The sequence below is a fragment of the Metabacillus sediminilitoris genome (assembly GCF_009720625.1).
Taxonomy (GTDB): Bacteria; Bacillota; Bacilli; order Bacillales; family Bacillaceae; genus Metabacillus; species Metabacillus sediminilitoris.
Map to the genome: position 1 here is coordinate 4,507,501 of NZ_CP046266.1, position 23,818 is coordinate 4,531,318.

Below are 23,818 nucleotides of genomic sequence, written 5' to 3' on the forward strand. Positions count from 1 at the left end.
ATCGTAACTCGCCGGTTCATTCTACAAAAGGCACGCCATTACCCATTAACGGGCTTTGACTACTTGTAGGCACACGGTTTCAGGATCTCTTTCACTCCCCTTCCGGGGTGCTTTTCACCTTTCCCTCACGGTACTGGTTCACTATCGGTCACTAGGGAGTATTTAGCCTTGGGAGATGGTCCTCCCTGCTTCCGACGGGATTTCACGTGTCCCGCCGTACTCAGGATCCACTCTGGAGGGAACGAAGTTTCAACTACAGGGTTGTTACCTTCTTTGACGGGCCTTTCCAGACCTCTTCATTTACTCCGTTCCTTTGTAACTCCGTATAGAGTGTCCTACAACCCCAAGAGGCAAGCCTCTTGGTTTGGGCTAATTCCGTTTCGCTCGCCGCTACTTGGGAAATCGCGTTTGCTTTCTCTTCCTCCGGGTACTTAGATGTTTCAGTTCCCCGGGTCTGCCTTTATCACCCTATGTATTCAGGTGAAAATACTGCTCCATTACGAGCAGTGGGTTCCCCCATTCGGAAATCTCCGGATCAAAGCTTACTTACAGCTCCCCGAAGCATATCGGTGTTAGTACCGTCCTTCATCGGCTCCTAGTGCCAAGGCATCCACCGTGCGCCCTTAACAACTTAACCTTCGGCGAACGATAAGCTTCAGATTACTTCGTTGGCTTCGCGTTCTCCGGTGCTCATGTACCAAAACGGTACACTCTGCTCCTCGACCACTCGCCGCCTCGTACTCTTCGCTTCTCCTTCGCCTCGGGACATCAATACGAAATTAATGTCCCTTTAATAATTATTAAGAGAATCACTAAACTAAGCGTTTAAACTCAGTGAATTACTTGAATTGTTATCGTTATCTAGTTTTCAAGGAACATAAAGCACAGGACGTGCAAATGCTACATGCATTTATACTCCTATGTTTTTCTTACATATAGAAAGATCAGAATGATCTCTCAAAACTAAACAAAAACCAAGTGTGCCTCATTTTCCTTAGAAAGGAGGTGATCCAGCCGCACCTTCCGATACGGCTACCTTGTTACGACTTCACCCCAATCATCTGTCCCACCTTAGGCGGCTGGCTCCTTACGGTTACCCCACCGACTTCGGGTGTTACAAACTCTCGTGGTGTGACGGGCGGTGTGTACAAGGCCCGGGAACGTATTCACCGCGGCATGCTGATCCGCGATTACTAGCGATTCCGGCTTCATGCAGGCGAGTTGCAGCCTGCAATCCGAACTGAGAATGGTTTTATGGGATTGGCTTGACTTCGCAGTCTTGCAGCCCTTTGTACCATCCATTGTAGCACGTGTGTAGCCCAGGTCATAAGGGGCATGATGATTTGACGTCATCCCCACCTTCCTCCGGTTTGTCACCGGCAGTTACCTTAGAGTGCCCAACTGAATGCTGGCAACTAAGATCAAGGGTTGCGCTCGTTGCGGGACTTAACCCAACATCTCACGACACGAGCTGACGACAACCATGCACCACCTGTCACCACTGTCCCCGAAGGGAAAGGTATATCTCTATACCGGGCAGTGGGATGTCAAGACCTGGTAAGGTTCTTCGCGTTGCTTCGAATTAAACCACATGCTCCACCGCTTGTGCGGGCCCCCGTCAATTCCTTTGAGTTTCAGTCTTGCGACCGTACTCCCCAGGCGGAGTGCTTAATGCGTTTGCTGCAGCACTAAAGGGCGGAAACCCTCTAACACTTAGCACTCATCGTTTACGGCGTGGACTACCAGGGTATCTAATCCTGTTCGCTCCCCACGCTTTCGCGCCTCAGTGTCAGTTACAGACCAGAAAGTCGCCTTCGCCACTGGTGTTCCTCCAAATCTCTACGCATTTCACCGCTACACTTGGAATTCCACTTTCCTCTTCTGCACTCAAGTTCCCCAGTTTCCAATGACCCTCCACGGTTGAGCCGTGGGCTTTCACATCAGACTTAAGAAACCACCTGCGCGCGCTTTACGCCCAATAATTCCGGACAACGCTTGCCACCTACGTATTACCGCGGCTGCTGGCACGTAGTTAGCCGTGGCTTTCTGGTTAGGTACCGTCAAGGTACCAGCAGTTACTCTGGTACTTGTTCTTCCCTAACAACAGAACTTTACGACCCGAAGGCCTTCATCGTTCACGCGGCGTTGCTCCGTCAGACTTTCGTCCATTGCGGAAGATTCCCTACTGCTGCCTCCCGTAGGAGTCTGGGCCGTGTCTCAGTCCCAGTGTGGCCGATCACCCTCTCAGGTCGGCTACGCATCGTCGCCTTGGTGAGCCGTTACCTCACCAACTAGCTAATGCGCCGCGGGTCCATCTGTAAGTGATAGCCGAAGCCATCTTTCAATGTCGAACCATGCGGTTCGAAATGTTATCCGGTATTAGCTCCGGTTTCCCGGAGTTATCCCAATCTTACAGGCAGGTTACCCACGTGTTACTCACCCGTCCGCCGCTAATCTTTGGGAGCAAGCTCCCTCAGATTCGCTCGACTTGCATGTATTAGGCACGCCGCCAGCGTTCGTCCTGAGCCAGGATCAAACTCTCCAATAAAGAGTTGATATAGCTCATAAATTTGTACTTTATAGTACGTTGTTTTGTTAATCAAAATTAACGTTGGCACGCTTGGTTTTGTTTAGTTTTCAAAGATCATTTTTTGTCGTTTCATCCAGAAGCGACTTTCTAAATTTAACATTTATTTCAATGCTTGTCAACATCATTTTTCACTTTTAAATAATAAGTTTTTGATGTTATTGTTTTTCGCTTTGTTCATCAGCGCCGTTTAATAATATATCACGATAAAAAAATAATAGCAATAGTTTTTTTCTATTCAATTTGACGATTTGTTATAAAAAGAATTTGTAATCTATAAATGGTAATTATTTACATAGCTTTTCTCTTTCTTTCTAAATTCCAACTATTGTTCTCTTCTTTAATTGTTTAAATTGACGTTACAAATTCCAAAAAAGTTATCATATTACTAGAGTTTTTTGCATGTATTAATAGTAAAACTAGAATATTAAAAGGCGGAGGAAAGAAAATGACTGTTACGTTTGCAATAATGTTACTAACACTATTTCTATCACTATTTCACTTTTCCTACGGTTATAAGGAAGCCATTCGAATTAGTAATGAAGAGGGGCCTGTTGACGGATTTCCAATTATTTTAAGCCTGCCTTTAGGTTTTACCTTTGCTTATTTATCCTCGATATTTTATCAGCTTATTTAACATAGAATGATTTTAACGTTATGCATTTTGCATAACGTTTTTATATGGTTTCAATTCAAAAGAAAAAATTTTATATATAATATCATGATTTTTTTCTTAGTTACTTCATAAATATCAATAAGGATACACCTATTTGGGAGGTAGCTTTGAAAATATTTCATGACGTTATTAGGAACCTAATTAAATCCTTACTTGTGTTTATTATTATTTTTGTTCTTATATTAGGTTTATTTTTAATAGTAAATAAAACGATTAGTCTTTTTATAACGATCATCTTTATTCTGCTGTATGTTGGACTATTTTGCTACTGTATGTATGCTTTTGTTTATGCATCTAAAACATTCAACTTTCTTTCTTTTAAAGGTTTCATTGGTCTCATATCTTTTACATTGTTAACAATTACATGCACATTTGCAACAATCTTCTTTTTTTCAATCAATCTAATGATTACAAATGAGCTCGGAGAAAACCTGACTTTCGAAGAGAAAATGGAGTTTTACATACTTCCTTTTCTAAAAGACAAGACAAATTCCATCGATTATCATGCAATAAAAACTCATAAATTACGTACAACATACGATAATGTTGAAATCTTTTATGAACCACACGAAAAGGATTTACTACCAATTATCAAACATGCCATTGATAAGACTGATACACTAACTACTAATTTATTTGGAAAAGTAGAGGATAATGATATCGACCTTATTCTTCATTCTTCTTCAGAGGAATTATATGAGCAAACTTCTTTACTAAAGACGATGGGCTATTTTGATGATCCGAATGATATCGTTGGAATTGCGATCTCAGATTTAGACGAAATCTTGTCTGATCAAATGCCTGGAATCTTTTATTTTCAGAGTACCATTATGCATGAATACACTCATTATCGTTTACAAACATTTATGAAAGAGCAAGGACTTTATATCAACAGAGTTCCACTATGGTTTCATGAAGGTGTAGCAGAATATGTTGGAATGCATGAAGTAGCACACCGTTACTATCCATTTAAAGAAGCACCGTTCGAAAAGCTCATTACACATGAAGAATGGGAAGAATACAGATTTGACAATTATGAAGTTTATATTCAGAGCTATTATGCCATTCACTACTTAGTGAAAAAATACGGAGACGAAATTATCAGATCTATTATAGAAGAAACAGCCAAAGTGAATGATTTTAATGAAGGATTTACTAGAGCTACTGGAATAACCATTAAAGATCTCCAAGAAGTGTATTTAGAAACTAACAAAATCAGTATGAATCAATAACAAAGGCCTGCATATCTCACTCTGCAGGCCTTTGGACTCTTTTTGCTATATATCCAAGTCGTTTTTCTAATAAAAATAGGATGATTCCGGCCATAATAACAGCTCCGCCTATTAATTGAGTAGGGATCACATTTTCCCCTAGTATGTAATAGGCAAGGATAATTGCACCAACTGGTTCAAATAAAATCATGACGGAGATTGTATTCGTACTAACCCATTTTAATGCCCAGTTAAATAGTGAATGGCCTAACAAGGTTGGCACAAGCGCTTGTAATAAAAAATAATACCAATCTGATGTTGGATAGGGCGCCAAAGGATATTGTAAAAATAAACAATATAGAAGCAATGTAATGGAACTTATTCCATAAACAATGAATGTGTATAATGTCAAAGAATGGTGCTTCCTAATACCTTGGCCAAATAGTAAATACGCAGTTATCATTGCACATGCTGCAAGTGCAAGCATATCTCCAAACAACGCCAAGCCGCTTATTTGGAAATCTCCCCAGCTTATAATGACACTCCCTACAATCGCTACTCCCCCACTTACAACAGCAATCTTGGAGACTTTTTCTTTAAAAAATAAATAGGTTCCGATAAAAGCAAAAAGAGGCTGTAATGTAACAAGAACGACTGAGCTCGCAACAGACGTGTAATTTAGCGACTCAAACCATAAAATAAAATGGAAAGCTAAAAAAACTCCAGATATAGAAGAAAAAAGCCAGTCTTTCTTTGACATCAACTTTACTTCACCTAAACTTTTTATCAGAAATAACGGTGCGATCAGGACAGTTGAAAAGAATAAGCGATAAAACGCAATAACAGGAGCAGGTGCAGTCGTAAGTTTAACAAATACCGCTGAAGCGGAAACAGCAATAACCCCTATTATTAGTGCTATAAAAGGGTATAGCCGTGAAGAATCCATGTTTTGTCACTCCTAATCTATAATAGTAAACCTTCATTATTCTATCACGAAATGAAGAATAAAATCGAAATTTGTTGAAAGGATTTACTAATTGCAAAAAAATTCGTGTTTTATAATGAGAGCGCATGACATAAAAGGAGGGAAGGATACGATAATTGATCATTAACGGGAAACATACAAGAAACATGATAGGATTTAATTACAAGGGGGATCAAAATTAAATATGTTTAAGAAACTGCCCATTCTTTTTACGATTATACTTTTACTAAGTATAATGTTTTCCACATTTGCTTCTGCAAATGAACATGAGAAGTTAACTGTTGTTTCTTTAGGTGATTCGATTACATTTGGGTATAATCTTGAAAAACCTCAAAACCCACCTAAACAATCACAAAACGCATTTCCATTTTTAATAGGGACTGGTGGTATTGAGGTATTAAATGTCAGTTTTCCTGGTTGGACTTCTACTCATTTAGTACAAGTACTCAACACAAGTGAAGCAGGTACTAAGCTACAACAAGCAGATGTTATTACGATATATATAGGGGCAAATGATTTAATGCAGGCAGTTGGACTTGGAGAAATTCTTGTATCAAAGCAGCCAATTGTTCCAACAGAAGTGATGATAAATAAGGTGAACACTGCAGCAACTCAGCTTTCTGTTAATTTACAAGAATCCATTAAGTTAATTCGCACAAAGACTGATGCACCTATTATGCTATACTCGATTTATAATCCCTTTGGACAAAGCACAGATCCCTTTGCCGCTTCCCTCTATAACATTGGAGAGCTAATCACGACAAAAGTTAACACAGAAGTAATCAGTCAAATTGCAGCTCATACAGGGTCAATTTACCTTGATGCGTATACAAAATTTACTGGTAATCAGGTAAATTATATTATACAAGGTGATTTTCATCCTACTAAAGCCGGGCATGAAGCACTTGCACTACTTGCAACGAAAGAATTACCATCCTTACAACCACTTAAGTAAATGACAATTGATGAACCTATCTTATCCACTAAGGATGAGACTTCACGTCCTGCTCTTGTCATACTTCCTAAAAATACGGATATTGTCGAATTTAAATGGTTACCATGAGCAAAAACCATTGCAGTTTTTGCTACAGCAGGGACTAAAGTGACCGGAAATTCATTTGAGATCGCTGAAAATGGAATATATACAATCTATGCAAAAACCGCTACAGGCAGTGAAGCAGTTGGTTCATTTGAAATTAAGATCGATTAGTCTTGTTATGTATTTGATTAGCTATCGATTAACGTTCGTTATAAAAACCCCATCCGTTTGATGGGGTTTTTTTCGTAATGAAGAGTACATTTTAGTTTGTTGCTTCTTTCCCAACCGACGATTCCCCTTTATGGAATCCTCCTTTATGTCCCCCAAAGTGAAAGCCCTTGTCTCCATCAAATGGAAAAAGCTTCTTGTCCTTTGCTTCATCAGCATAATTTGTAAAAATCTCTTCCATAATATCATGTGTTGATTTACCCTTCGTATCAATTCCTAGTTTATCAGCCGTCCGAAAGAGTTTTTTGACATTCACTTCTCTTGCAAGTTCCATAAGCTCTTTTCCATCTGTGTTAATTCCTAAATCCTTTGCATCTTTATAAATACTTGCTTTTAAGACTTCTTTAGCTAGATCATCTATCTCCTTCCCCTCTGTATCAATACCTAGTTCCTTTGCTTTATTTTTAATGAGAGCTACTCTTACTTCTTCTGCTAGCTCATCCACTTCTTTCCCTTCTGATTTTATACCTAGTTCCTTCGCCTTGTTTTTAACAACTGTTTCCCTTACTTCTTTAGCTAGTTCTTTTATGTCTTTTCCTTCTGTTTTAATCCCCAGTTCCTCTGCTTCTTTTTTAAGGTGTATTTTGCGAACCTCTTTTGCTAATTCTTTTGCATCTTTACCCTCTGTTTCAATCCCTAACTTTTCTGCTTGTCTTTGAATAAACTCAATATGTTCTTCAGGATCTCCGTGTGGATGTCCTTTATCTTCTAATGAAATCTCTTCTTTCACATTCGCGATTGTCTCTTTCATAGACATTTCTGCAAAAGCTGGATTCGCACCTACAGCGAATATTGTAAAAATTCCCGATAGAACATATATAAATGTTTGATTCTTCATCTTTCACCCTCCAAAATTATAGTAGTTGTTTATGTAATCAATTTACTTTGTAGGATATTCTCCTCATTCACCACCACCAATTTAGGTTACCTGCACGTGAATAGTTTCTCCATTAATTATGAACAAACTATTACCAAACTATTTCATTTTTTAAAAATTTTTGCGAAGAAAGATTGATGAATGTTAATTGATAAAATAATTTTTACAGTTAGAATGGTCATTATTTTTAAATAGGTGAATATCATGATGTTTGAAAGGGGATGAAAAAAGTGACATACGAAAACGTTGATTCTAATAATGAATTCGATTATTCGCGCAATTTACATGAAAAATGCAAAAAATATTTGCATCATCACGTTCTTTTAACAATGAACGATGGAAAGACTTATGATGGAATCATCGAAGAGGTTGAGGGGGATCGACTTACAGTATTAGTTGGTGAAGATGCTAGAGACGACGAGGTAGATGATCGACAATTTTATGGTGGTTATGGCCCACGTAGATTTAGACGCTTTAGACGTCAATTTTTCCCATTAGCTGCTTTAACCGCTTTAGCATTATTACCTTACGCATACCCTTACCCTTATCCTTATCCTTACTACCCGCCATATTATCCATATTATCCATATTATTAAATTAATTATTTTTAAAAAAAGAGTCTGCACGACTGGCAAATGAGCAACAATTGAAACAAAGGGAGTTCAATTATGTAACAAATTGAACTCCCTCTTAAAATTATTTGAATTTTTTGATATCTTTAGACCCGAACAAAAAAATCATGCCGGTTCATTTTGTGAAAATTGACTTTTATATAAATCTGAGTAGAATCCACCTTGTGCAAGTAACTCTTCATGTGTTCCTTTTTCAATGATATCTCCTTGATCCATCACTAGAATCAGATCAGCATCGCGAATCGTTGATAATCGATGTGCAATAACAAAACTTGTTCGACCTTCCAATAACTTTGTCATTGCTTTTTGAATTTTCATTTCTGTTCGAGTATCTACACTGCTTGTTGCTTCATCAAGAAGCAGGATTTTCGGTTTAGCAATAATGGCTCTCGCTATCGTCAGAAGCTGACGCTGCCCTTGCGAAATATTTGTTGCATCTTCTCCTAAAACCGTGTCATATCCATCCGGAAGCGTCCGGATAAAATCATCGGCATATGCATTTCTTGCAGCTTCCTCGATTTCATCATTCGTTGCATCCTCTTGACCATATGCGATATTTTCTCGAATTGTACCATTAAACAGCCATGTATCCTGTAGAACCATCGCGTACAAACTACGAACTTGTTCCTTACTCATGTCTGTTAAAGGTACACCATCAATTTTTATAGCACCGTTATTCAACTCATAAAATCTCATTAATAGATTCACAATGGTCGTTTTCCCCGCACCAGTAGGTCCAACAATTGCAACAGTTTGGCCTTCTTTTACTTCAAGACTGACATCATTTATAATCGGCTGATCTTTTTCATAGCCAAACCGGACATGATCGAAGACGACATGGCCGCGAAGCGCATGAATGTCAATAGGTGCTGCCTCTTCCTGTTTTTCTTCTTCTTCATCTAATAAATGAAAAACACGTTCAGCAGAAGCAAGTGCGACTTGAATCATGTTCGCAATACCTGCTGCTTGTGCTAATGGATGTGATATTTGTTGTGTATATTGAATAAACGCTTGAACGTCACCGACGCGAATATTTCCATTTAAAACAAGAAGTCCACCAGAGATTGAAACGATGATAAACCCTAGATTTCCGACAAAACCCATTAGAGGCATCATCAGACCTGAGATGAATTGAGCCTTCCAGCTTGAATAGTATAAGCGAGCATTAATTTCCTCGAATTCAGCAATTGACTTTTTTTCATGGCCAAATGCTTTTATAACTTGGTGTCCAGTAAACATTTCTTCAATATGACCATTAATGTTCCCTAGCTCCATTTGTTGCTTAACAAAATGCTTTTGAGAAAACTTTGTCACAAATTGTGCAACAAAGATACTTAACGGTATTGTGATCAGCACCACTAATGTAAGGAGCGGACTAATGACGAGCATCATAATGATAATACCGAGAATTGAAATAACTGAGTTAATAATTTGTGTTAATGCCTGCTGTAACGATTGATTAATACTATCAATATCATTAACAGCTCTACTTAATAAATCACCATGTGAGTGTTTGTCAAAAAAGCTTAAAGGCATTCTTGATAACTTTTCATTTACTTCTTTTCGTAGTTGAGCAACTGTCCGTTGCGAGACACCGGCCATTACATATTGCTGAACATACGCAAACAAAGAAGAGATGAAATATAAGCCTACTAAAAGGAGTAATAAATTACCTATAAACGCAAAATCAATGGAGGTACGTGTTGTAAAACTCGCAAATATAGATGATGTTGCATCACCTAACAACTTTGGACTGACGACACTAAATAGAGTAGACAAAATTGCTGTAATCACGACTAAGATCATACGATTTTTCCATGGTTTTAAATATCCTACTAGTCTTTTGAAGGTTTTCTTAAAATCCTTGGGTTTCTCGACGACCATTCCTGGCCTTGGTCCGTGGTGCATCCCACCTCGCATCGGAGGTCCACCAGAACGATTTTTTTCACTCATGCTGAAACCTCCCCATTTTCTTGAGATGACACAATTTCTTGATAAATGGTATTGTTATTTAAAAGCTCTTCATGTGTTCCTACACCAGCAATCTTTCCTTCATTTAATACGATGATTTTTTCAGCATCCTTCACAGTATTCACACGTTGCGCAACAATAATGATTGTTGCATTAGATGTTTCTGTTTTTAATGCATAGCGGAGCTTGCTATCTGTTTTGTAATCAAGAGCTGAGAAACTGTCATCAAATAAATAAATTTGTGGTTTTCTCACAAGTGCACGAGCAATCGATAACCGTTGTTTTTGGCCACCAGACAAATTTGCTCCCGCTTGTTCGAGTATACTCTGGATACCTTGCTCTCTTTTTTGAACAAATTCACTTGCTTGTGCTGTTTCTAATGCGTCATGAATTTCTTCATCAGTTGCCTCTTCTTTTCCATAGCGCATATTCTCTGCTATCGTTCCACTAAACAACATAGCCTTTTGAGGAACATACCCAATTTTATTGCGAAGGGTACTTTGCTTCATGTTTTGAATATTTACACCATCAATTAATATAGAACCACTTTCCACATCATAAAAACGCGGGATCATTTGTAAAAGTGTCGATTTTCCCGCTCCTGTACTTCCAATAACTGCCGTTGTTTCACCTGGTTTAGCAGTAAACGAAATTCCTTCAAGAACAGGCTTTTCAGCCCCTTCATAACGGAAAGTTACATCTTTGAACTCAACAATTCCATCACAAGACTTTAACTCTGTATCTTTTTCTGGATCTTTAATTATCGGTTTTGTTTGTAAAACTTCTTTTAAGCGTTTTGCCGATACTTGTGCACGGGGAATCATGATAAATGCCATTGACAACATAATCAACGACATTAAAATCATTGCCGCGTATTGAATAAACGCTAATAAATTTCCAACCTGCATTTCACCTTGTTCAATACGGATAGCTCCAAACCAGACAATTGCGATGTTCGTAAAATTCATGATAATAAGCATAATCGGAAACATTAATGCCATCAGTTTACCAACTTTTATTCCTGTATCTCGAAAATCATCATTTGCAAGATTAAAACGTTTTTTTTCATAGTCAATTCTATTAAATGCTCGAACAACACGTATCCCAGTTAGTACCTCACGAAGAATAAGTGTTAATCGATCAGTTTTTTGCTGTAACGCTGAAAAAAGTGGTATGGCTCTTTTCGCTACAATGAAAATGATGAATGCTAATATCGGTAATGCAGCAAGGAATACTAATGATAAATAACGATCCCTTGAAACTGCGAGCACGATCCCGCCGACTAACATTAACGGAGCCCTTGTCATCATTCGTTGCATCATATTAATGACATCTTGAACAATCTTAACATCATTTGTTGTTCTCGTAATTAACGAAGCAGATCCAAATTTCTCATACTCCTGTAAAGAGAAATGCTCTACATGAACAAAAAGCTCTCTGCGCATATCTCGACCGAATCCAAGTGATACCTTAGCTGCGAAGTAACTAACGCCAACCATTAATAAAATTGACATGATGCCACAAACCACCATCAAGCCGCCAGTTCTCAAAATAAAAGGAACATCTTGATTGACAATCCCAACGTCAACAATCTCAGCCATTAGAGTCGGTAAATATAACTCGAATAAAATGGCGATTAATTGAAAAACAAAGACGAGAACGAGTTGCCATCTGTATGGCTTTAGATACTTAAACATTTCTAGCATTATTATCACCTTCTCTGATTTGTAAAACTTTCCATCATTCTTCGCTTACCTATTATAGTATATTTCCAGATGATTAACCTAATGAAATATTATTATTTGAATTAATTCTCATGTTATGTCTAGTAGGTTAATACTGAATTGTTTGTTAGATTTTTTTTAGAAGGGGTAGAATCTTGTACTACAAATTTAGTATAATGTTTACACGTAAAGATTTTTAATACATGGGGCCTTGGTATAATGGGATTACGCTTGACTGGCAGTCAAGTAATACGAGTTCGATTCTCGTAGGCTCCATTTCAACAGATTAACTTCTTAATGTAACACTAAAAAACTCGTCAAAATGCTGACGAGTTTTTTGCTACTGTAAATGTTTTTAAAGAAGCCTGTCTTAAGCTTTATAACCTTTCGTATTGTTTGATTAAATAGCAAATTTTACTCTAAAACGTTTTTTAGAAAATTCATTCTCTCATTCCCATTACCTTTTACTATGATATCTACCCCGCTATCAATAACAGAATCCACGTTATTTCCCTTCGCTACTTTCATGGCGGCTTGAACACTTAAATAACCCATATCATAAGGATTTTGTGCTACTGTACCTGGCAGCTTTCCTTCATCAACTAATTTAACCATTTCAATAATTCCATCCGCACCAATGACTGGCATTTTTTTCCCTTGGGCCTCAAGTTGATCAAAAGCATTTAATGCCATAATATCAGTTGTTGCAATGACACCCTTGACATTAGGATGATTCTGCAAAATCTCTTTCATTGCTTGTTTAACTGGTACAGATTCATTTGGTAAATCTACTTTTTCAGAGGCGATGATGATCCCTGCTTCTTCTAAACTTAACTTTGCTCCTTTTACCCGTTCACCAGACACTTGACTAGTCATATTCCCGGCAATGACAGCAACCTCATCACCAGGGTATAATTCCGATGCTAATAATTCTCCTGCTTTTCTACCTAATTTATAATTATCGGTGCCTATATAGGAAGCCTTACCCTCCAAAGGAATATTCGTATCTAATAATAAAACTGGAATTTTATCCTCAATAAACTCCTCAAGGACAGACATGTATTTAGGAACCTCTATTGGAGCACAAACTAAAACGTCAGGCTTTTCGAATAGGATTTTCTTTAACATTTCTTCGTGATCTGCCTCTTCTGATTCGGTACTAGGTGCAATCACTTCACCATCTATCCCAAAGTCTTGAAACCCCTTTTCTGCCCCAGCTTTTACTATTTCCCAATACTGAGTATCTAAATCTTTTAATACAACAACTATTTTTGGCTTTGGAACTTCCATTTTTTTAGTTATAAAAAATATTATAATAGCAGAAATTACAACTATACATAAAAGAAATACAAAACTACTTTTCACAAAATAATCCCCTTCTCTTTTACTTATTTTAAAGAAAGTAAGAAGAAACTTCTAAATTAAACAAGTATTTTAAACAAAAAGAAGTTTTCACTTAAATTTCTTCGAGCGTTACAAAGAGGTAATCGCCCCTAATTTTTGTACATGTTTTTGCCACGACTTTATGTGAAAAGGATACCATATCTTTAAGCATTGAGAAATCACTAAAAAACGAGTCTTATTTCCAAAATGGGATATATGGTAGAATAACACCCCTATAAAAATGCGTCTCAACCCTGTGGAATCAACAAATTTTATAGTGATACTTCGAATAATTGATTGAATTATACTATTAGAAAACGAGTGTACCTCCTGCTTGGTTAACAAAATGGAAAACAACCATTAAATCCACATTGATATCTTCTCAAAATAAATCAATTAATATCTCTTACACCCTATACTTGCGAATTTTAAGTTCATCATAAAATTTTTGACAACGAGTTAAAAATAAGGTAAATTACCAAAGGACGAACATTTTTTACAACTCAAAATAATAATATTCGTTTTTAGGGGTGCAAAATATGGAGAATGTGTTTGATTATGAAGATATTCAATTAATTCCAGCAAAGTGTATAGTAGATAGCCGTTCTGAATGTGATACTACTGTAACTTTAGGTGAACATAAATTTAAATTACCTGTTGTACCTGCAAATATGCAGACAATTATCGATGAAAAAATAGCGATTTATTTAGCAGAAAAAGGCTACTTTTATGTCATGCATCGTTTTCAGCCAGAAAAACGAGTGTCTTTTATAAAAGATATGAAATCACGTGGATTGATCGCCTCTATTAGTGTTGGGGTAAAAGAAGAAGAGTATGGATTTATTCAACAATTATCAGAAGAAAATCTTGTACCTGAATATATTACGATTGATATTGCACATGGTCATTCCAATGCTGTAATTAAGATGATCCATCATATTAAGAAGCTCTTACCACAAAGTTTTGTGATTGCAGGTAATGTCGGAACTCCTGAAGCAGTAAGAGAGTTAGAGAACGCTGGAGCGGATGCGACAAAAGTTGGGATCGGACCTGGAAAGGTATGTATTACAAAAATCAAAACTGGATTCGGAACGGGTGGTTGGCAATTAGCTGCTTTACGTTGGTGTGCAAAGGCAGCAAGCAAACCGATTATTGCAGATGGAGGAATTCGTACACATGGTGACATTGCAAAATCTATCCGATTTGGTGCATCAATGGTCATGATTGGTTCATTATTTGCTGGCCATGAAGAATCTCCGGGTGAAACGATTGAAAAAGATGGAAAGCTCTATAAAGCATACTTTGGTTCAGCTTCAGAATTTCAAAAAGGCGAAAAGAAAAATGTTGAAGGCAAAAGAATGTATGTAGAACATAAAGGTTCTTTAATTGATACTTTAATAGAAATGGAGCAGGACCTACAATCTTCTATTTCATATGCTGGAGGCAAAAAACTAGATGCGATACGTAATGTAGATTATGTTGTCGTTAAGAATTCAATCTTTAATGGTGATAAGACATTTTAAATGTAATGAAACTTTTTAATAGTTGATTTCAAACTAGGTGAGTAAGTTATGTAATACTTGCTCATCTTTTTTTATATAATCACCATCTGCCAATGATAATTTCCCCCTCACCACCGCTTCATTTTCATTATTCCTGCCTTCAATGAAAAGATCGACTATTTCCCCCTCCAACATTATTTTGGCAACTAAATGAATCGTATCATTCATATAGATTGGTTTTAGAAACTGCATCTGAAACGTAAAAACCATCATTCCCTTTTCGGTAAAAGAAGAAACGATATCAAGTGAGAGGCCCATTGTTAACATACCATGGGCAATCGGTGCCTTAAATCCAGAACGTTCAGCTTCATCTTGATAAAGATGAATGGGATTAAAATCCCCTGAAAGAGAGGCGTACTTCATCATTTTTTCTTCTGTTATGGTAAACGAACGACTAATTCGGACACACATCGAAAACACTCGCTTCCTTCTTTGTTATACCCTACGAGAGATTGGGTGTAAAACATATATTTTCCTTTTTGTATTTCTTGTTCAAGTGTCACAACACAGCGATAACTTTCACCACTGAAAAGTTCTTTGAAACATTCACATGTCTGTTTTCGATGAATCGGTGCTGCCTGGAATTCCCATGGAACCTTGATATATCGGTATAAAATCATCGGAAAGGTTGGTGGTAACCTGTTTTGTTTTCCAACAATCGCTTCATAGTTTTGCACCATTTCTTCAGTAATCGTCACAATCGTTGTAACTTTTTTCATATCATACTCTCCCATAATATTGCGATCCCAATACCTCCGCCAATGCCAATCGTACTGATGATATAGTTTACTTTGTAACGCTGCACTTCATAAAATAATCGTGTCACCAATATGGCTCCTGAAGCCCCATATGGATGGCCTAAAGCAATGGCGCCGCCTTCTATGTTTAATTTCCCATAAGGAATCCCAAGCTCTCTTGCACATGCCACTACCTTTGAAGCAAACGCTTCATTTAATTCAATCAAGTCAATGTCCCGAATTGATAAAGAATGTTTAAATAAAATTTTTGAAACAGCTGGTATCGGGCCAGTTGCAGGATAGTTGGGATTCAACCCTGTTACAATACTATCGACAAAACGCAGGACAGGCTGATATCCTAATTCCTCAGCTTTTCCCTCAGACATAATAAGAACCGCTGCTGCCCCATCATTAATTCCACAGCAATTCCCTAGTGTTACCGTTCCATTTTCCTTAAAACAAGGGGATAATCGATGCAGCATTCTCTCATAGTTCAACTTGGGATTTAAGCGTTCATCTTGTAAGGAAACATCATTAATTTTTACAAGTTCATCAGAATAATAGTTATTTTTTAAGGAATGCATCGCTCTTTTATAACTTAGAAGAGCGTATTCGTCCTGCATGCTCCTAGTAATCCCGTACTTTTCTGCAACATACTCAGCAGCAACGCCCATGTCAGGGTCACCAATATGGTCAGGAGAAAAGCGGGCTCTTTTTTCGTACTTAGATTGGCTGGTACTTTCAACACCGCCTGCAAGAAATATTTCTCCAGCTCCACCTTGGATGAGGTGACATGCAATGCGAATTGCTTCTAATCCAGATCCACATTGCCGGTCAATCGTAACGCCTGGAACAGAATAAGGCAGACCACTCTCCAATGCTGATAGCCTTGCAATATTTCCCCCGGGACCTACCACATTTCCCAAAATGATATCATCAACCGGTTCGGTAAGATCTTGAACGATATCTCTAATAACAAATGCCGCTAATTGTTCAGGGCTATACTGCTTTAAGAAACCATCTTTTTTCCCTATAACTGTACGCTTAGCCTTCACGATCACCGCCCTTGTCATTTTAATGCTCCTTTCTCAAACAACTTTTTTATTTCTTGGCGTGAAATTTTCCCTCCAGTTGTATACGGAAACGTATCTACTTTTCTCCATATCTGTGGAATTTTATAAGATGATAAAGTCTTAAGACAATATGATTTCAATAAAGGTAAAGACACATTTCCATTAATAAATGCAGCTACTTTCTCTCCCCAATATTCATCATCGATTCCCAAAACAACTGCTTCATCGACCCCTTCATATCTTTTTAATACTTGTTCAATTTCTTGAGGGTATATATTCATACCACCATATAAAATCATGTCATTTTGCCGACCAAGTAAGTATATATACCCCTTCTCATCTATTTTTGCAATATCATATACAGTCGCCCACTCACCTTGTAATACTTTCTTTGTTTCTTGCTCATTATTTAAATAACCATCAAAAAGCATTTTACTTTTCACATACAATATTCCATCTTCCCCGACCTTTACTTCTCGTCCTTTTTCATTCCGAATACTAATTTCAACATTATGAAACACCCTGCCAACTGAATCTGCATAGCTAACTTGTTCATCATTCTTTAAAACCGAAACATAACTAAGCTCTGATGATCCGTAAAACTCATAAAAAGTTGCATTTGGAAACTGCTGGCGCATTTTTGACTTTACACTGGGCAGCCATTTCGCCCCTGTCGATATAAAAGAAACAGATTGTTCATGAAAATAACCAGCATTTAATAGTCCTTGAATCATAGTCGGTACGACATATACAGTAGAAATCGGATAAGTACGTAAGGAATTCATCAACCGTGCTGGTGAAAATTTTTTCAACACGTAGATCGTTCCACCTAAAAATAAAGTACTTAAGGCTCCATATAAAAAAGTAGAATTTACAAATGAACCAGGGATTAATACATGTTCTTTTTCCGTCATCTCAAGATCTACTTGATTACATCGGAAACTTTCAATCCATGAATGATGGGATCGTATAAAGGCTTTTGGTTGCCCTGTTGAACCAGAGGTAAAACCAATGTAAAAAGGGACATTTTCATCCTTGTCTTGAATATCGATATTAGAACCTAGCCATTCCTCAATCTCATCTGAAAAAATTGTCTTTATTGGATGCTGATGAAAAAATTCCTTCATCTTTTCATCAGCAATAATGAGATCAGGTGTTACTTGTTGAAGACGTTCCACTATTTCCCTTTCTTTCCATCTCATATCACCAACAATACTTGCCCAGCCAGCTTCACTTGCACCAGCGAAAAGTTGTAAAAACAATCGGCCATTTGGCAAGAATAAAGCAACTCTTTTATTGATGACCGTTTCTTTATAAAAAGAGGCAGCTGTTCGCTGCACTAAGTTCAACCAATCACCATATGTAACCCTTTCGTCATCTGTAACAATCGCAATCCGATTGTCAGCCCTTTCAGCAAAACTCTTATAAGTGCTAGTAATTTTCATTAAACCTCCAGCCTTTCGGAAATCGGTATAGAATGTTGCAATTTTACAGCAAGCAATGAAGCAACAATTACTTTCAAAAGATCACCTGGTATATACACAAGACTAAGCAGTGCTGCGTGATCTATAGAAACATTCATCATCAATGCTTGAATGGGAATACCAAATAAATAAACTACTAAAATACCACCCAAAATATTAGCAAGCAAAATCTTAATAAATGATACGCTTTTCATACGATAAGCTAAAAATCCGATCACATATGCACCAAGGATCCAGCCGATGAGGTACCCTCCGGATGGACTAAAAAACACACCGATTCCACCTCTGCCGCCAGATAATAGAGGTAAACCAGTCATGACAAGTAATAAAAATAAGATCTGACTTAAAGCAGCATATTTTGGACCAAAACGTGCTCCTAATACACTTCCTGACAACATGACACCCAATGTTTGTAAAGTAATTGGTACTGGAGAAACCCCTGTAAAGATGGGAGGAAGAAGCCCTAATGCTCCCATAATTGTTGCAAACATTGAAACATAGATTAGTTTTTTTACTTTCATATGTTAACCTACTCTCATTAAAAGTTAACATAATTATAATGCTGTTCTTAATTATTTGTAAAGAGCATATGAACACTGAATAGAGCGTATCTATACTCACAAGTGTTATTTTCTATATAAAAATAGCCCCAACTTCATACAGAAGTTGAGACTATGCTAAGAAATTTATTCATTTGAGCAAGAAAGTGACAATGTGTTAACCCTTTCTTGTTATCTTTTTAAAGGAAGGATACTTAGATGATACGAGTTGTCACGATACCTTCGATTTCTTTAATTTTCTCCTCTAATTCAGGAATAATATCCGCATTTACCTCATTGTCAATGTCAATTAGCGTATACGCGTATTCCCCGCGGCTTCTGTTAACCATGTCTGCGATATTTAAATGGTAACTAGAGAAAGCCAATGTAATTTGACCAACCATGTTCGGTACGTTTTTATGGAAAGCTGCTACACGACGCTTTCCTGTATAAGGAATTGAAGCATTTGGGAAATTCACTGAGTTTTTGATATTTCCTGTTTCTAGAAATTCTTTCACTTGACGTGCTGCCATAATAGCACAGTTTTCCTCTGATTCTTTTGTAGAAGCACCAAGATGTGGAATCGGAACTGCATTTTTCATTTTCAATACATTAGCATTCGGGAAGTCTGTAATATATTTACCAACTTTTCCACTTTCAAGTGCTGCTTCCATATCTGTTTCATTTACAAGCTCACCACGTGAGAAATTCAAAATATGAACTCCCGGCTTCATGATGGCAAATGTTTCATTGTTAAACATTCCTTTTGTGTCATTCGTTAAAGGAACGTGCACAGTAATATAATCTGAGTTAGCAAACAATTGCTCAAGCGTCATTGCACGTTGTACATTTCTAGATAAATTCCAAGCTGTATCAACAGAGATAAACGGATCAAATCCAATAACATCCATGTCTAAATCAAGTGCATCATTCGCAACAAGGGCACCAATTGCACCTAAACCAATGACACCTAAAGTTTTCCCCTTGATTTCTTTCCCAACAAATTGTTTTTTCCCTGCTTCAACAAGCTTAGGAATTTGATCGCCTTCACCATCTAATGTCTTTGTCCATTCTACACCGGCAAAAAGGTTACGAGAAGAAGCCATTAATGAAGTTAGAACCATTTCTTTTACAGCATTAGCGTTCGCACCAGGTGTATTAAAAACAACAATTCCTTGTTCTGTACATTTATCGACCGGAATATTATTAACACCTGCTCCAGCACGTGCAATAGCTTTTAAATTATTGTTTAATTCCATGTTATGCATGTTAAAGCTGCGAAGAACGATGGCATCTGGGTTTTCACTGTCATTATCAATTGTAAAACGCTCTGTATTAAATACATTTAGCCCGCTTTCTGCAATATTATTTAACGTTTTAATAGTTTTAACTTTATCTAAAGTGATTGTAGTCATAATGGATTCTCCTCTTTATATAGTGATAGTTTATTTTAAGCAAGTGTCCTTACCAATAATCAAAAATAATGATATCTGTATTTTCTAAAATATCGGAATATAACAGTAGTATTTACTTTAATATCCTCTCCTTATATACAGAAAGAGGTAAGGGAAATACTTCCCTTACCTCTGCCCAGGCGAACGGCTACGACACTATATGCTCCCTCGCGGTTATCCGCGTTTCGCCAGTTACATATAGCCTTTTCATTTCTTTCATTTTATCAAATTCTTCTGAAACCTTCAACATCTATTTTAAGTTTTGATACAGGAAAATCAATTTTATATTTATTGATAATTTTATTAGCTTATCACTCATAATCTTGATTAAAAATACTACAAATTAAAAATGTACATTGATTTTATATGATTTTTTTAAAAAACGTAGTCTGTAACCACATGAATAGTAAAATCAGGAATTGTTCTAAAATTAGGCTATTAAAAATTAACGTTTGAAAGATAGATGTTTGAGGAATGGAACAATTATGATCAATAGGAGGTATTTTGAATGAATAATGTAGAAACGTACCTTGAAAGCAGACTACCAGAAATGAAGAGCTTATTAGAACAATTAGTGAACATTGATAGCGGTTCTTTTCATAAAGAAGGAGTAGATAAAGTTGGTACACTGATTCGAAAACAGTTTGAAGACCTTGGCATGAATGTAAAGGTTCATCGGGAATCCAAATATGGAAACCATCTTGAAATCATGCACGATCATGACAGTCAACCGAAAATAATCATTATTGCCCATATGGATACCGTTTTTCCAGCAGGCGAGGTTAAAAAAAGACCTTATAAAGTCATTGGCAATAAGGCATATGGACCAGGTGTGAGTGATGAAAAAGCAAGCCATGTTGCCGTTCTCTTTGCATTAAAAGCTTTAAAAGCAAGCGGTTCGGATGCTTATAAAAATGTTCATATTATTTTTAATAGTGATGAAGAAATTGGTTCCCCTACCTCAAAAGCCATTATAAAAGAAGCAGCTAAGCAAAAGGACTATTCACTTGTTGTTGAATCTGGACGACCAAATGATGGCATTGTTACGGAAAGAAAAGGAGTTGGATGTTTTGTTTTCGAAGTAAAAGGTAAAAGTGCCCATGCAGGTGTTGAACCGGAGAGCGGCAGGAGTGCTATAGAGGAACTTGCCCATAAGATTATTAAACTCCAAAAATTAAACGATTACGAGACAGGATTATCTGTTAATGTCGGCTTAATTGAGGGTGGGATTTCAACCAATACAATTCCTTCCAATGCTACGGCTCATGTGGATGTAAGGGTAAAAAATATGAAACAAGCAGAAGAAATAACAAGTAAAATAAACGAAATTGCTCATGAAGAATATGTTTCAGGAACAGAAACAAAGCTTAGCGGAAAAATCGATAGACCCCCAATGGAGAAGGTTGAAGGTACAGAAGAGCTACTTCACATTATTCGATCTGTAGGGGAAGAATTGGGGATGTCGATTCGTGAAGTGAGTTCAGGAGGTGGTTCGGATGCATCCTATACTTCAACAGAAGGAATTCCAACTGTCGATGGAATGGGACCGCTTGGTGAGTTTTCTCATAGTGAAACAAATGAGTACGTAGATTTAAGCTCTCTTTCTAAACGAACAGCTTTACTTGCTTTAACAATTGAACGCTTAAGCCGCGCAAAACAATAAGTAACTAAATAGAGAATAAAGCTACTTTCTAAAAGGCTGTTTTTGCAAACTTTGTACTATTTACCAAGTCGGGCGGTGTGCCTCCTCGGCGTAAACGCCTGCATGAGTCTCACCTGTCCCGCTGCTCTATGCAGGAGTCTCGCAATCTGCTCCAATCAACTTTATATAGTTTTCATTTTAAAAGCAACAATCTCTTTGAAAAGAGCCTTCTAAAAACATGTAAAATTACCCTATTATCCTTTTAGAGAGGGGGTATTTGTTATGTGTAATCGTCTTTAACCCACTTACACCATAATGAATTTTGCTCTTTCATACATTCCCGTCATTTTAAAATATTACAATAATGATAAACATCTTTGTAACCTATGAGTAAAAATGGATAGAAATTAACCTAATTTTATGATAAATATTAATTTTACAACATTGGATAATGACGTTGTTTCATGATAAACACTAGTATAATATAATCTTTATTCCTAAAAAAATCTCAAATTAGTTTCCTTGTATAATATCAGTTTACAATGGTCTGATAGTTTCTACCTGGCAGCCGCTTTTAAATGCCGGACTACAAGGAAGTGTGAAAAAAATAGAAAAAGCTTATGGGATCGTAAACTTTGATCATTCCCTTTCATACATGCTCTTATTTTTTCATACTTTCTGTCTTGCTGCTGAAGGTGTGAAGAAATAAGAGTTTTTATTTGGGTAAAATTTCATCTGGAGTTGTTATACATGTTCTTTTTATTAAATATCCTCGGAATATTGGTTGTCACCGGTCTCGTCTACCTTTGCTCGCCTGCAAAACGAATCGTTAAGTGGCGGTCAATCCTTAGTTTATTCATTGTTGAATTGCTCATTACATGGTTTATGCTAACAACTACAGTAGGAGCATGGACAATTGATAAGATTGCTTCCTTCTTTACTTGGTTGGTAGCATGCGCTAATTCTGGAATCTCGTTTGTTTTTCCTTCAGTAATGGCTAACGAAACGGTTGATTTCTTCTTTAGCGCCTTAATGCCAATTATTTTCATTGTTACTTTCTTCGATATATTGACTTATTTCGGTATCATGACTTGGATCATTAATAAAGTCGGCTGGGTGATTTCGAAAATTTCTGGATTACCTAAGTTAGAGAGCTTTTTCTCAATTCAAATGATGTTTCTTGGAAACACCGAAGCTCTTGCCGTTATCCGTCAACAACTTGTTGTTCTTAAGAACAACCGCTTATTGACATTTGGAATTATGAGCATGAGCAGTATTAGCGGTTCGATTATTGGGGCATATTTGACGATGGTTCCTGCCGAGTATGTTTTTGCTGCTATCCCGTTAAATTGCTTAAACGCACTATTGATTGCAAGTATTTTACATCCTGTAGAAGTTAGCAAAGACGAAGACATTGTATATGTTCCTCCAAAAGAAGAGCGTAAAGATTTCTTTTCTACGATCTCAAACAGTATGCTTGTCGGCATGAACATGGTAATCGTTATCTTAGCGATGGTCATCGGATATGTTGCTTTAACAAGTGCCCTGAACGGTATTCTTGGTTTCTTAGTCAATGGATTGACAATTGAAAAGATTTTTGGTGTCATTTTTAGCCCATTTGCTTTCTTGCTTGGTTTAGGTGGTCAAGATGCCATGTATGTTGCTTCATTAATGGGAATTAAAATCTCAACAAATGAATTTGTGGCGATGATGGACTTAAAGAACCATTTAAATGAATTGGACCCGCACACAGTTGCGGTAGCTGTAACGTTCTTGACCTCATTCGCGAACTTTAGTACTGTTGGCATGATTTATGGAACTTATAACTCTATTTTCGGTGAAAAAGGTTCCGAGGTAATCGGTAAAAATGTTTGGAAGCTATTAGTTAGCGGAATGGCTGTTTCCCTATTAAGCGCTATGATCGTTGGATTATTTGTTTGGTAAAAATAAATGAGATGTAATAGCTGAACTGATCATTTAAATATTCTTTACACATGAAACAATATCTCTTTTT

The 23,818-nt window shown here is 37.0% G+C and carries 18 protein-coding genes, 1 tRNA gene, 2 rRNA genes and 2 riboswitches (1 of these 23 cut by a window edge); of the genes, 8 read left to right on the forward strand and 13 right to left on the reverse strand.

Going from position 1 to position 23,818, the window contains the following annotated elements:
- Both GMB29_RS21770 and GMB29_RS21775 read right to left on the reverse strand, forming a co-directional pair.
- Nucleotides 1-637, reverse strand: a 23S ribosomal RNA gene (locus GMB29_RS21770); it reaches 2,295 nt to the left of the window's first position.
- A gap of 361 nt (nucleotides 638-998) precedes the next feature.
- A 16S ribosomal RNA gene (locus tag GMB29_RS21775) occupies nucleotides 999-2,548 on the reverse strand.
- The 16S and 23S rRNA genes sit together here, the layout of an rRNA operon.
- A 487-nt stretch (nucleotides 2,549-3,035) precedes the next feature.
- On the opposite strand from GMB29_RS21775, the gene GMB29_RS21780 reads away from it, so the two are divergent.
- On the forward strand, nucleotides 3,036-3,224 hold the full coding sequence (locus tag GMB29_RS21780) for a hypothetical protein (RefSeq protein WP_136357265.1): 189 nt from the start codon (nucleotides 3,036-3,038) through the stop codon (nucleotides 3,222-3,224).
- Nucleotides 3,225-3,370: 146 nt separating this feature from the next.
- Entirely contained in the window at nucleotides 3,371-4,495 is a 1,125-nt protein-coding gene (locus GMB29_RS21785) for a gluzincin family metallopeptidase (protein ID WP_136357267.1), read from the forward strand.
- A 16-nt stretch (nucleotides 4,496-4,511) separates the two neighbouring features.
- On the opposite strand, the gene GMB29_RS21790 is transcribed toward GMB29_RS21785, so the two are convergent.
- On the reverse strand, nucleotides 4,512-5,420 hold the full coding sequence (locus GMB29_RS21790; RefSeq protein ID WP_136357269.1) for a DMT family transporter: 909 nt from the start codon (nucleotides 5,418-5,420) through the stop codon (nucleotides 4,512-4,514).
- 223 nt (nucleotides 5,421-5,643) lie between these two features.
- Here GMB29_RS21790 and GMB29_RS21795 point away from each other — a divergent pair, with 223 nt between their 5' ends.
- Nucleotides 5,644-6,414 (forward strand): GDSL-type esterase/lipase family protein, encoded by a 771-nt coding sequence (locus GMB29_RS21795; protein WP_136357271.1) that lies wholly within the window; start codon nucleotides 5,644-5,646, stop codon nucleotides 6,412-6,414.
- 346 nt (nucleotides 6,415-6,760) lie between these two features.
- On the opposite strand, the gene GMB29_RS21800 is transcribed toward GMB29_RS21795, so the two are convergent.
- Complete coding sequence (locus GMB29_RS21800; protein WP_136357273.1) at nucleotides 6,761-7,564, reverse strand: hypothetical protein; 804 nt, start codon at nucleotides 7,562-7,564, stop codon at nucleotides 6,761-6,763.
- A 269-nt stretch (nucleotides 7,565-7,833) separates the two neighbouring features.
- Between GMB29_RS21800 and GMB29_RS21805 the strand changes: the two genes are divergently transcribed.
- Nucleotides 7,834-8,199 (forward strand): hypothetical protein, encoded by a 366-nt coding sequence (locus GMB29_RS21805; RefSeq protein WP_227551401.1) that lies wholly within the window; start codon nucleotides 7,834-7,836, stop codon nucleotides 8,197-8,199.
- Nucleotides 8,200-8,340: 141 nt separating this feature from the next.
- Here the strand turns inward: GMB29_RS21805 and GMB29_RS21810 are convergent, their stop codons facing one another.
- Both GMB29_RS21810 and GMB29_RS21815 read right to left on the reverse strand, forming a co-directional pair.
- Entirely contained in the window at nucleotides 8,341-10,188 is a 1,848-nt protein-coding gene (locus GMB29_RS21810; RefSeq protein WP_136357277.1) for an ABC transporter ATP-binding protein, read from the reverse strand.
- Nucleotides 10,185-11,912: an ABC transporter ATP-binding protein gene (locus GMB29_RS21815; protein WP_136357278.1), complete on the reverse strand. Its 1,728-nt coding sequence runs from the start codon at nucleotides 11,910-11,912 to the stop codon at nucleotides 10,185-10,187. Before GMB29_RS21815 ends, GMB29_RS21810 begins: the two co-directional genes overlap by 4 nt.
- 223 nt (nucleotides 11,913-12,135) lie before the next feature.
- Here GMB29_RS21815 and GMB29_RS21820 point away from each other — a divergent pair.
- Nucleotides 12,136-12,206, forward strand: a tRNA-Ala gene (locus GMB29_RS21820).
- Between the two features lie 138 nt (nucleotides 12,207-12,344).
- On the opposite strand, the gene GMB29_RS21825 is transcribed toward GMB29_RS21820, so the two are convergent.
- The gene (locus GMB29_RS21825; RefSeq protein ID WP_155443930.1) at nucleotides 12,345-13,295 is read right to left on the reverse strand and encodes a sugar ABC transporter substrate-binding protein; all 951 of its coding nucleotides are present in this window, start codon (nucleotides 13,293-13,295) and stop codon (nucleotides 12,345-12,347) included.
- Between the two features lie 557 nt (nucleotides 13,296-13,852).
- On the opposite strand from GMB29_RS21825, the gene guaC reads away from it, so the two are divergent.
- Nucleotides 13,853-14,836, forward strand: coding sequence for a GMP reductase (gene guaC / locus GMB29_RS21830; RefSeq protein ID WP_136357282.1), 984 nt, complete (start codon nucleotides 13,853-13,855; stop codon nucleotides 14,834-14,836).
- A gap of 33 nt (nucleotides 14,837-14,869) precedes the next feature.
- On the opposite strand, the gene GMB29_RS21835 is transcribed toward guaC, so the two are convergent.
- The 6 genes from GMB29_RS21835 to GMB29_RS21860 all read right to left on the reverse strand — a co-directional run bounded on the left by GMB29_RS21835 (nucleotide 14,870) and on the right by GMB29_RS21860 (nucleotide 20,123).
- A complete protein-coding gene (locus tag GMB29_RS21835) occupies nucleotides 14,870-15,286 on the reverse strand; it encodes a MaoC family dehydratase (protein ID WP_136357284.1) in 417 nt (138 codons plus the stop codon).
- Complete coding sequence (locus GMB29_RS21840) at nucleotides 15,253-15,594, reverse strand: hypothetical protein (protein ID WP_136357286.1); 342 nt, start codon at nucleotides 15,592-15,594, stop codon at nucleotides 15,253-15,255. The genes GMB29_RS21835 and GMB29_RS21840 overlap by 34 nt, the downstream gene beginning before the upstream one ends.
- The gene (locus GMB29_RS21845; protein ID WP_136357290.1) at nucleotides 15,591-16,685 is read right to left on the reverse strand and encodes an acetyl-CoA C-acyltransferase; all 1,095 of its coding nucleotides are present in this window, start codon (nucleotides 16,683-16,685) and stop codon (nucleotides 15,591-15,593) included. Before GMB29_RS21845 ends, GMB29_RS21840 begins: the two co-directional genes overlap by 4 nt.
- Entirely contained in the window at nucleotides 16,682-18,130 is a 1,449-nt protein-coding gene (locus GMB29_RS21850; RefSeq protein ID WP_136357292.1) for an AMP-binding protein, read from the reverse strand. Before GMB29_RS21850 ends, GMB29_RS21845 begins: the two co-directional genes overlap by 4 nt.
- The gene (locus GMB29_RS21855; RefSeq protein WP_136357294.1) at nucleotides 18,130-18,690 is read right to left on the reverse strand and encodes a biotin transporter BioY; all 561 of its coding nucleotides are present in this window, start codon (nucleotides 18,688-18,690) and stop codon (nucleotides 18,130-18,132) included. The genes GMB29_RS21850 and GMB29_RS21855 overlap by 1 nt, the downstream gene beginning before the upstream one ends.
- Nucleotides 18,691-18,923: 233 nt before the next feature.
- Nucleotides 18,924-20,123, reverse strand: a complete 1,200-nt coding sequence (locus tag GMB29_RS21860; protein ID WP_136357296.1) for a phosphoglycerate dehydrogenase — start codon at nucleotides 20,121-20,123, stop codon at nucleotides 18,924-18,926.
- 166 nt (nucleotides 20,124-20,289) lie between these two features.
- Nucleotides 20,290-20,368: riboswitch (ZMP/ZTP riboswitch) on the reverse strand.
- 302 nt (nucleotides 20,369-20,670) lie between these two features.
- On the opposite strand from GMB29_RS21860, the gene GMB29_RS21865 reads away from it, so the two are divergent.
- Nucleotides 20,671-21,825, forward strand: coding sequence for a M20 family metallopeptidase (locus GMB29_RS21865; RefSeq protein ID WP_136357298.1), 1,155 nt, complete (start codon nucleotides 20,671-20,673; stop codon nucleotides 21,823-21,825).
- 481 nt (nucleotides 21,826-22,306) lie between these two features.
- A riboswitch (purine riboswitch) is annotated at nucleotides 22,307-22,413 on the forward strand.
- Between the two features lie 141 nt (nucleotides 22,414-22,554).
- Nucleotides 22,555-23,748, forward strand: a complete 1,194-nt coding sequence (locus GMB29_RS21870; protein WP_136357300.1) for a nucleoside transporter C-terminal domain-containing protein — start codon at nucleotides 22,555-22,557, stop codon at nucleotides 23,746-23,748.
- Nucleotides 23,749-23,818: the final 70 nt, after the last annotated feature.

Bases quoted from the DNA above. Each gene is read 5' to 3' on its own strand.
- GMB29_RS21780 (WP_136357265.1), top strand. From the start codon at position 3,036: ATGACTGTTACGTTTGCAATAATGTTACTAACACTATTTCTATCACTA.
- GMB29_RS21790 (WP_136357269.1), bottom strand. From the start codon at position 5,420: ATGGATTCTTCACGGCTATACCCTTTTATAGCACTAATAATAGGGGTT.
- GMB29_RS21795 (WP_136357271.1), top strand. From the start codon at position 5,644: ATGTTTAAGAAACTGCCCATTCTTTTTACGATTATACTTTTACTAAGT.
- GMB29_RS21800 (WP_136357273.1), bottom strand. From the start codon at position 7,564: ATGAAGAATCAAACATTTATATATGTTCTATCGGGAATTTTTACAATA.
- GMB29_RS21810 (WP_136357277.1), bottom strand. From the start codon at position 10,188: ATGAGTGAAAAAAATCGTTCTGGTGGACCTCCGATGCGAGGTGGGATG.
- GMB29_RS21815 (WP_136357278.1), bottom strand. From the start codon at position 11,912: ATGCTAGAAATGTTTAAGTATCTAAAGCCATACAGATGGCAACTCGTT.
- guaC (WP_136357282.1), top strand. From the start codon at position 13,853: ATGGAGAATGTGTTTGATTATGAAGATATTCAATTAATTCCAGCAAAG.
- GMB29_RS21835 (WP_136357284.1), bottom strand. From the start codon at position 15,286: ATGTGTGTCCGAATTAGTCGTTCGTTTACCATAACAGAAGAAAAAATG.
- GMB29_RS21840 (WP_136357286.1), bottom strand. From the start codon at position 15,594: ATGAAAAAAGTTACAACGATTGTGACGATTACTGAAGAAATGGTGCAA.
- GMB29_RS21845 (WP_136357290.1), bottom strand. From the start codon at position 16,685: ATGACAAGGGCGGTGATCGTGAAGGCTAAGCGTACAGTTATAGGGAAA.
- GMB29_RS21850 (WP_136357292.1), bottom strand. From the start codon at position 18,130: ATGAAAATTACTAGCACTTATAAGAGTTTTGCTGAAAGGGCTGACAAT.
- GMB29_RS21855 (WP_136357294.1), bottom strand. From the start codon at position 18,690: ATGAAAGTAAAAAAACTAATCTATGTTTCAATGTTTGCAACAATTATG.
- GMB29_RS21860 (WP_136357296.1), bottom strand. From the start codon at position 20,123: ATGACTACAATCACTTTAGATAAAGTTAAAACTATTAAAACGTTAAAT.
- GMB29_RS21865 (WP_136357298.1), top strand. From the start codon at position 20,671: ATGAATAATGTAGAAACGTACCTTGAAAGCAGACTACCAGAAATGAAG.
- GMB29_RS21870 (WP_136357300.1), top strand. From the start codon at position 22,555: ATGTTCTTTTTATTAAATATCCTCGGAATATTGGTTGTCACCGGTCTC.